We start from the raw sequence: 9,002 nt of genomic DNA on the forward strand, positions 1-9,002 counted from the left end.
GGAACCCGGACGGTGTCGAGGGCGTAAGACCACCCGGGGCCGCCGGCTCCGGTGGCGGCCTGAGCCGTAAATCCCCGCTCAGCCCTGGAGGGTGAGGCATCCCCTCCCTTCAGGGAGGGGAGCCTTCAAGTACCAATAGAAGGGGGGTGAGGTCCGTGCTGCTCACAGACCTGGTCGAGGTGACGTCACCGGACGAGCTGGGGGAACTGCTCGGCGAGCCGACACCGGGCGCGCTGGTCAAGGTCCGGCCAACCCTGCACGAGTACGACCGCCAGTGGCTGGCCGCGTCGCCGCTGTGCGTGGTGGCGACCTCGGGCGCCGACGGCAGCTGTGACGCGTCACCGAAGGGTGACCCGGCCGGGTTCACGCTCGTGCTGGGCGACACGACGATCGCGATCCCCGAACGTCCCGGGAACCGCCGGGCCGACGGGTTCCGCAACATCCTGGCCAATCCCCACGTGGGGCTGCTCTACCTGATCCCCGGCCGCCCCGACACGCTGCGTATTAACGGCCGCGCGCGCATCCTGCGCGATGCGCCCTTCTTCGACGACATGGTAGTGAAGGGGAATCGTCCACAGCTGGCCCTGCTGGTCGAGATCGACCAGGTCTTCTACCACTGCCCGAGGGCCCTGCTGCGCGGCGGAGTCTGGCAGCCGGAGACCTGGCGGCCGGAAGCGGCGCCGTCCCGCGCGGTGCTCGCGAAGGCCCACGATCGCCGTTCGGAGAGTGTGGAGGAGCTGGAGGTCTACTACGGCTCGCAGTACCTGGAGCGCCTGTACCAGTAATGGATCCGTGCTAGAAGTGACTTCCAAGCCGCGTGTCACGCCTCGCGCTCGATCGTTCGTACGGATCGATCTCGTTGGGGTGACCGCTCGGCGGTGAATGCATAAGGGAAGGACCTCCTGTACAGCTCGGTGATGTCGAGTCAACCGACCATCAGGACGGCCCTGGTGTCCCGCTGTGGCGTGTATGTCCTGCCCGCGTCCACTTGCGGCGTGCCGCCGTGCGACTGACTCGCCCACGAGTTCGGCAACGCCGCCGACCAACCGGACCGCGCTCGCCGCTGCACCTCCGACCTGACCGACCCAGAATGGCCCTGATTTGGCCGCTGCTACCGGTCCCGGCCTGGATGAACGGACGCGACGGACGGCAAGGGATACTTCCACCGCCAGATGATGGACGGGAACGCTACCTGGTCGCTGAGGGAGTGCGCTGGGCGAGCCGCGGCAGCATTGAGCAGGCTTCGCACCGACGGGTAGTCTGGGCCACCGGTCGGCCCGTCGCGCATGTCGCACGGGATCTCGGCATCCCTCCCTAAGCCCTGTGTGGTTGGGTCCGCCAGGCCGATACCGGCGAGCGGGACGACCGGCTGACCACCGCCGAACGTGACGAGTTGAAGCAACTCCGCAAAGGGAATGTGGAGTTGATGCGGGGACGAGATCCTGGGATGCCTTGACCGCCCACCTGCTGGGATTAGCATCGCCCGGTGAGTGCGATGATTCGGGGAGCCAGCCTGCGCGGGTTCGCGCGCCTCGTCGACGAGCTCGACGGCGACCCCGGGGAGTTCATGGGGCGGTTCGCGATCCCTCCGGAGGCGCTCACCTCCGAGGAGGGGCTCATCCCGATCACCAGCCACGACCTGATGCTCGACGCGGTCGCCCGTGAGCTTAGATGCCCTGATTTCGGCCTCCGCCTGGCCTGCGGCCAGGATCTCAGCATCCTCGGCCGGCTGGCGCTGGCCATCCAGGCGTCGTCGACGGTGGCGGAGGCATTGGAGTGCGCCTCGCGGTTCATGTTCGTGCACAGCCCGGCGCTGAGCGTCGGTGTGGAACCGGATCCACGGGGGTGCCGTGAGGTGGTCGCGCTGACCTATCGGAAGGATCTGCGCGAGTCGCCGTACTCCCCGCAGGCCATGGAGCTCGGGCTCGGCCTCTTTCACCAGGTGGCGGTGGCCCTGGTCGGCAGCCTGGCCGGCCTACGGGCGGTGGAGCTGCCGCACCAGCCCCTGTCGCCGGTGTCGCGGTACACCGAATTCTTCGGCGTGGATGTGAAGTTCGGGTGCGCGGCCGCCGCGCTGCGCGTGGAGCGGCGGATGCTCGACGCGGAGTTCCGCAGCGCTGACGCGGCGATCCGTCGGCTCGCCGTCGACTATCTGGCCAGTCACCACACCGATCCGGAACGCTTGGTCTCGACGCACGTCCGGCGGGCCCTGGTCGGGAGTGTCGGCACCACCCCTCCGGCGATCGGTCACGTCGCGCGGCTCCTTGCGATGCATCCCCGCACGCTGCAACGGCGGCTCGCCGCGGAGGCGACCAGCTTCGAGGAGATCCTCGAGGACGTACGGCGGGATCTCGCGCTGCGCTACATCATCACCACCGACCTGCCTCTCGGACAGGTGGCCGCGATGGCGGGCTTCGCCGACCAGTCCGGCCTCAGCCACGCCGTACGACGGTGGCGGGGCGCCAGTCCGAGCGAGGTGCGCCGCCGGGTGTATGGCAGCTCCTGAGATTGTCGCGCTGGAACAAATCCCGCCTTGCTCGGGAGGGCATTCTGCTGACCCGACGACGAGAGCGAGGAGTTGGCCCATGGCGACAGCCGGAACCGGCCACCTGACCGGGATCGGTGCGCGACCGATCCCCGAGTTCGACGGCGTCCACGACGTGTGGCCGCGCGGCGAACGCCTGCGGGCGGTCCGCGAGGCCGCCGCGGCGTACAAGGAGCGCTTCAAGGCTCAGGGCCAGGTGCGCGCGGTGAAGTCGGTTGACATCGCCGCGGCGCCATACCCGGTGAAGTACGCCTTCCACGACGCCGTCTCGGTGCCCACGCTCCCGCTGATCTCGATGATCAACCGCATGATCGTCGTGCAGTACGACGACTTCGACGGCCGGGCACGCACGCTGGTCTTCGAGCCGACGGTGCCGGAGGGCTCCGCCAAGGCGCCGTTCTACCGCAACTTGCAGAAGGTGACGGACAAGGTTCCCGGGGGCAAGCTGCTCGAGCGGATGGTGCTGAGGTATTACGCCGAGCCCGGCGACGTGCTGCGCCGACTGGGGCTGACCCCGGACGACATCGACTTCTGCACCTTCGACCACCTGCACGTACAGGACCCGCGGATGATCCTGGGCTCCACCGAGGTCATGGAGGGCGAGGCGGCTCCACGAAAACCGCTGTTCGGCGGGGCGAGGATGCTGGTGCACAACCGCGAGCTGGCGACCCTCAAGTCCCTGCACCCGATGCAGTGGGCGTGGTACGTCGACGGCGGGCTGGACGGCGTCGACCCGGAGAAGTTCGTCACCTTCGACGGCGACGTCGAGCTCGGTCCCGGCGTCGCGCTGCTATGGACCCCCGGACACACCGACGGCAACCACTCGCTGGCGCTCAACACCCCCGACGGGGTGTGGGTGTCCTCGGAGAACGGCATCTCGCTGGACAACTGGCAGCCGGAGCTGTCCCAGATCCCCGGGGTACGCCGCTACCACGAGGTCTTCGGCCGCGAGATATGCCCCAACGCCAACACGCTGGAGGACTCGCTGGACCAGTACGACTCGATGGTCAAGGAGAAGACGCTCGCCGACCGTTGCAAGGCGGACCCGCGCTGGCTGCAGATCCTGCCGTCCACCGAGCTGGCCCCGTGGAAGCGGTTCTGGCCGGTGGTGCCCACCTACGTTCACGGCGGGATCGCCTACGGCGAGATCAAGGGTGGTCGGCGATGAACCGCTTCCCCGCCGGCGCGGTGGTCACCGGGGCGGGCCGCGGCCTCGGCAAGCTGATCGCTGCGGTTCTGGTCCAGCGCCGCCACCAAGTGCTGGTCACCGACGTCGACGAGGAGGCGGCGTGCGCCACGGCGGCCGAGCTCGGGCCCGACGTGTTGTGGGCGGCCGTCGACGTGCGCGACGAGGTCCAGGTCGCTGCGGCGCGGGACCGCATCGTGGCCAAGGCCGGCCGCCTCGACGTGTGGGTCAACAACGCGGGCGTGCTCGTGACCGGGCCGGCTTGGGAGCAGCCGCCCGACGTACGCCGCCTGATGCTGGAGGTCAACGCGCTCGGCACCGTCAACGGCACCGTGGCCGCAATCGAGGCCATGCGCGGCACGGGCGGACACATCGTCAACGTCGTATCGCTGGCGGGACTGACCGCGGTCCCGGGCGAGGCGGTGTACGCCGCGTCCAAGCACGCCGCGATCGGCTTCAGCCTGAGCACACTCGCCGACCTGCGCCTGGCCGGGATCAAGGAGATCGACATCTCCTGCGTCTGCCCCGACGGCATCTGGACCCCGATGCTCCACGACAAACTCGACGACTCCGCTGCGGCACTGTCCTTCTCCGGCAAACTGCTCATGCCCGAGGAGGTCGTCGACGCGGTGCGCAAGGTGCTGGACCGCCCACGCCCGGTCACCGCGGTACCGGGCTGGCGGGGACTGCAGGCGCGCCTGGCAGACGCGCTGCCCTCGTTCGGGCTGCGTGCCGTCCCCCTGGCGGTCGCGCAGGGCAAGCGGGTGCAGCGGAAGATGCTGGCGAAGGGCCCGTCGGTGTAGAGGGCTCACCGTTCCTGGTGTCCTGCGCGAAAGATCCGTCGGCAGAGGCGGGCGGGGGAGTCGAGGATCTCTTCGGCTGTTTTGGTCCAGATGAACGGCTTGGGGTCTTCGTTCCAGTCTTTGGCCCAGGCCCGGATGTCGGCTTCCAGGGCCTGGATGTTCTTGTGTGCGCCGCGGCGGATCATCTGATGGGCGAGGTAGCCGAACCACCGCTCGACCTGGTTGATCCAGGAGGAGCCGGTCGGGGTGAAGTGCAGCTCGAACCCGGGGTGTTTGGCCAGCCAGGCCTTGATCGCAGGAGTCTTGTGGGTGCCGTAGCTGTCCACGATCAGGTGGATCTGCAGGTGGGCGGGCACCGTCTTGTCGATCCGGATCAGGAACTTCTTGAACTCCGCGGCCCGGTGCCGGCGGTGCAGGGCCGTGATGACCTCACCCGTGGCGACATCGAAGGCGGCGAACAAGGTGGTCAGGCCGTTGCGGACATAGTCATGGGTGCGCCGCTCGGGCATGCCCGGCATGATCGGCAGCACGGGCTGGGACCGGTCCAGGGCCTGGATCTGCAGTAACCAGTCGGAGCGTCCTGCCCGGCAGGCCATTCCACCAGCACCGTGTAAGTGGGCAGCGTGGCGGGGTTCGATAACGCGGCAGGGTCGGTGGTCCCAGGCCACCGTAGTCGGGCTGGTGCGGCTCGGCCTGTTCGCTGCTGCAGCGGTCCGCCGGCAACTGAAGCGGCACCTGCACCATCTTGTGCAGTACACGCGTGAGGGCAGATCGGGTTGCGCGGGGAACCGGCAAGGTCCGCAGCACCGAGGAGAACGTCCCGAGGACGATCAGCGCACCGAAGGCACCGACCACGGCGCTCAAGAGGCCTCCCGTGGTGCGGTGGGGCATGGCGACTCTCAAGCCTGCCCGCGGCAGTCCTCTTCGCATGCGGGCGGCTGTTCCTGTCCGCCGGTGACGGCGGTCCTTTCCGCCGTCACCCTGCTCGTCCGGGGACAGGCTCCGGGTAGAGCACGGGGTGGGGTCTGAGGATCGGGAGAGCTTCTCTCGACCTTGAGGACCCATGGGCCGGGAGAGGCGGCGTGGGCGGAGTCGCAGACGTTGGACCGGGGGCCGTGTCATCGCCTGTGGTGGGGGATGTCACCCGACCATCATTCGACGCAAACGGAGCATAGCGTGCAATCATCTTCTTGTGCAAGATTCAACTATCTGCCTCGGTCGTCTGCCCGTACGGGCGATCGGACGGGTGCGCCACCTCACGGGCAGGCTCCGTCGCCGGCGAACCGGCCAGTTGGTCTATGGGATCAAGGCGCTGACAGCGGCGTTGCTCGCCTGGACCGTGTCGGGCCCGGTGGCCCCCGGCGGACGCCCCTACGTGGCGGTCGCCACAGCCCTGCTCATGGTCAACGCGTACACGGTGTACCGCTCCGTCGCCAACGCCCTGCGCAGCGTCACAGCGAAGGTCGTTGCTCTGGCCCTCGCCCTGACGACCGTCCGGCTGCTGGGGCCGACCGCAGGTGCCATCGCGGTCATCGCTCTGCTCACGGTCCTGGTGGGTCCTCGCCGCACCGCCGAGGGACGGCTCCAGGTCGCTTCCACCGCGGTCGTCGCGCTGGCTGCGATGGCGGGCAATCCGATGGGTGGCCTTGTCTCACCTGTGCTCCAGACGCTGGTCGGCGCGGCCGTCGGCATCGCGGTCAACGCGCTGGTGCTGCCCCCGCTGCACGTGGACGAATCCGCCTCGGCCGTAAGAGACCTCGCCCACGCCGTCGGGGAGTTGCTTCACGACATGGGCGCAGGTCTGGCCCAGGGGGAATTGCCCTCCAGGGCCCACGTCTGGTTGCACCGGGGGCGCCAACTCGAAAAGCACCTGGCGTACGCTCAGGAGCAGGTGCGACAGGCCGACGAGAGTCTGCGCTGGAACGCGCGCTGCATCACGCGTGGGCGACGCGGTGACGTGACGTACGGGGAACTGTTCGCCGCCCTGCGCGGGGTGTCACTCCAGGTGCGTGGAATCGCGCGGACCCTCGCCGACAGCGCCCACGACCACCGTCCCGACCACCATCTGGGGCTTCAGTTCCTGGACCGGTACGCCGAGACCCTGCAACTGGCGGGTGCGGCGGTAAAGGAACTGGTCGGCCCGCGCACGGAGGCCGGTTCCTCGTACCCTCGCGAACGGCTACGGAAGGCGATCGAGGGCGCCCTGGCCTGGCATGAGACGATGACCGATCTGATCGGCCGGGGAACTCTCGCCAGGCCGGGCGCATGGCACGTCTACGGCTCGCTCATGACGGATGTGGAGCGGCTGTTGTCCGACTTGGACTACGTGGCGCCGAACTGAGGTCAGCCAGAATTGTCGTCGTGGATCTCGGCGACGTAACCACCGGGAAACGTGACGATGGCGCTGTGGCGGCCGCCCGAGAGGTGGGGACCGGACAGCACCGTGGCGCCGGCGGCCTTGGCCTTGCTCAGTGTCGTCGCGAGGTTCGCCACCTTGTACCCCGTGGTCTCATGCCCGTACGGGTAGGGCAGGTGCCCGTTGGTCACCGAGATGACGGTCCTGCCGAAGGGAGAGGTGAGGCGGATCCTGCGGAACGTCTGCGAGGGCAGCCCGATCTCGCTCGCATTCGCCTTCGGAACATCGGACTCGACCACGCCGCTGGTGAACTTCAGGTAGGAGCGCAGAAAGGCGCTGACCCATCCGGCGGCAGGTACACGCGGTTGTCCGGGACGGTCTGCGGCGGCTTGTAGGCCGGTGGTGTGGTGTGCCAGTACAGCTGAGTGTTGACCCCACCGGCAAACTGGATGACCGCGTCTCGGCCCACCGGGTCGGGGAAGGGCGCGACGATGACACTGGCTCCGCTGGCCCGGGCCTGCTGGATCCCGGGGCCGGCAGAGGTGGACCCGGATGGCGAGCAGGCCCGCGAACGCGGCGAACTCGCTGGTCAAGCGCCCTTTGCCGATGCCCGGCTCGTTGTCCCAGACCAGTGTCTTCGGCACGGCCTGCCAGCCGGTCAGCAGGCGCCAGTGACCGTCGATCAGGTCGCCGGTCTGCCGTGAGGGAAGCATCCGGGCGGTGATCATCCTGGAGTAGCCGGACACGATGACCAGTACCGGCGGGCGCCCGGTCTGGCCATAGCCGAGCGGGATGTCGACCGGCGGGAACCACAGGTCGCACTGCGCGAGCTCGCCCGGCTCATAGACCGTCCGCGAGACCGGGTCCACCGGGAGGTAGGCCGGCCGCAGCTCGCGCACCCGCTCGCGCAGGATCGTCATCCCACGTTCCCAGCCGATCCGCTCCGCGATCACCGTCACGGGCATCGTCGGCGTCTGCTTCAAAAGCTCCCGCACGGCCGGCTCGACCGCGTCCACCGCCGAGCCCTTCGACGCCCGCCGGTACCGCGGCGGCCGGTCCGAGGCCAGAGCACGCAACACGGTGTTCCTGGAGATCCCCAGCTGCCGGGCCACCGCCCGCGCCGACAGCCCCTCAACCCGGTGCATCCGGCGGATCTCAGCCCAGTCCTCCACGTCGATCACCCTCGCTTCCTCCTGACCCACAGACAGTGAAGTCAGGATGATCAAGAGATCGCGGAGTGGCTCACTTTTCATCCGCCGTACGTGGCCCTCGTTTCACCCGTTGCCGAGAAGCCTCTCGTTTTCTCGACGCCGGCTCGCCGGCCGACGACGGCGTTCATAGAGGCTGCTGGACAGGCGCCAGGAGGCCGCCGATCTCCGACGGCCCGGTCCCGGCGGAGATCGGCCAGTTACTCAAGACCGCGTCGGCGGCAAACAGTCGGTTGCCGATCCGTGTGCGCGGTTGTGGCCTGCGCATCCCGGGGGGTCGGGCTGCCCTGCCGGATCTGCGGTGCCCGCGTGTTCCACCCCTCCCGCGGACCTGCGGCGGCCGGGGTGGACCGCGTTGGCATCAGCCCCGGCTGCAGCCCTGTCACAAATCGGAGCCCTGCCGTGTCAACCACCCAAAAGGTAGAAATCTAAACGACTTGATCTCAGTAGGACCCGGCCGAGGTCGTCCACGTCCTGCCGGGACACGTGCTGCTCCAGTCGCCCACCCCGCCGTGGCCCTGGTCTCCGCAGCCGACCCGCATGAGAGCGAGTCACCTAGTTGAGGACGAAAACTCGATGACCAGCACTGACAGGGTGAACCTTGGTGAGCGATCGAACACGTGCGAGATATCCGATTCGGCGGTCGCGATGCTCGATGAGCGTGGGACGGTGGTCGCATGGACGCAGGCCGCCGAGCAGCTTCTCGGGTACTCCGCCGGGGACGTGGTGGGCCGGTCTGCCGCACGCGTGCTGCCGCCTTCCGAGGAAACGCCGACAATATCGGCGCTCATGGAGCAGTGCCGTGCCCACAATGAGCCTTTCCCGGTAACCGACGGTCGCTGAGGGTGATCGCCTCCGGGAGTCTCGTGGTGTACTCCCAACTCCGGGCAGACGTAAGGCCCCT

7 protein-coding genes and 1 pseudogene are annotated in these 9,002 nt (G+C 68.6%); 6 read left to right on the forward strand and 2 right to left on the reverse strand.

Going from position 1 to position 9,002, the window contains the following annotated elements; genetic code table 11:
• Positions 1-155 precede the first annotated feature (155 nt).
• From ACIBJF_RS50060 to ACIBJF_RS50075, 4 genes are all read left to right on the forward strand, one after another.
• The gene (locus ACIBJF_RS50060) at positions 156-785 is read left to right on the forward strand and encodes a pyridoxamine 5'-phosphate oxidase family protein (RefSeq protein WP_399184560.1); all 630 of its coding nucleotides are present in this window, start codon (positions 156-158) and stop codon (positions 783-785) included.
• 710 nt (positions 786-1,495) lie between these two features.
• Positions 1,496-2,506, forward strand: a complete 1,011-nt coding sequence (locus tag ACIBJF_RS50065) for an AraC family transcriptional regulator ligand-binding domain-containing protein (RefSeq protein WP_399184565.1) — start codon at positions 1,496-1,498, stop codon at positions 2,504-2,506.
• Between the two features lie 79 nt (positions 2,507-2,585).
• Entirely contained in the window at positions 2,586-3,713 is a 1,128-nt protein-coding gene (locus tag ACIBJF_RS50070; RefSeq protein WP_365335176.1) for a hypothetical protein, read from the forward strand.
• The gene (locus ACIBJF_RS50075; RefSeq protein WP_399184561.1) at positions 3,710-4,534 is read left to right on the forward strand and encodes an SDR family oxidoreductase; all 825 of its coding nucleotides are present in this window, start codon (positions 3,710-3,712) and stop codon (positions 4,532-4,534) included. Before ACIBJF_RS50070 ends, ACIBJF_RS50075 begins: the two co-directional genes overlap by 4 nt.
• 5 nt (positions 4,535-4,539) lie before the next feature.
• On the opposite strand, the pseudogene ACIBJF_RS50080 reads toward ACIBJF_RS50075, so the two are convergent.
• Positions 4,540-5,094: pseudogene (locus tag ACIBJF_RS50080) on the reverse strand (IS630 family transposase); the annotation flags it as partial.
• 632 nt (positions 5,095-5,726) lie between these two features.
• Here ACIBJF_RS50080 and ACIBJF_RS50085 point away from each other — a divergent pair.
• Complete coding sequence (locus ACIBJF_RS50085) at positions 5,727-6,875, forward strand: aromatic acid exporter family protein (protein ID WP_399184562.1); 1,149 nt, start codon at positions 5,727-5,729, stop codon at positions 6,873-6,875.
• Between the two features lie 2 nt (positions 6,876-6,877).
• Here ACIBJF_RS50085 and ACIBJF_RS50090 read toward each other — a convergent pair whose 3' ends face one another.
• Positions 6,878-8,071, reverse strand: coding sequence for a DDE-type integrase/transposase/recombinase (locus ACIBJF_RS50090; RefSeq protein WP_399184563.1), 1,194 nt, complete (start codon positions 8,069-8,071; stop codon positions 6,878-6,880).
• A 603-nt stretch (positions 8,072-8,674) separates the two neighbouring features.
• On the opposite strand from ACIBJF_RS50090, the gene ACIBJF_RS50095 reads away from it, so the two are divergent.
• Positions 8,675-8,941 (forward strand): PAS domain S-box protein, encoded by a 267-nt coding sequence (locus tag ACIBJF_RS50095; RefSeq protein ID WP_399184564.1) that lies wholly within the window; start codon positions 8,675-8,677, stop codon positions 8,939-8,941.
• Positions 8,942-9,002 lie beyond the last annotated feature (61 nt).

It is taken from the genome of Streptomyces sp. NPDC050743, assembly GCF_044456925.1.
Lineage (GTDB): Bacteria > Actinomycetota > Actinomycetes > Streptomycetales > Streptomycetaceae > Streptomyces.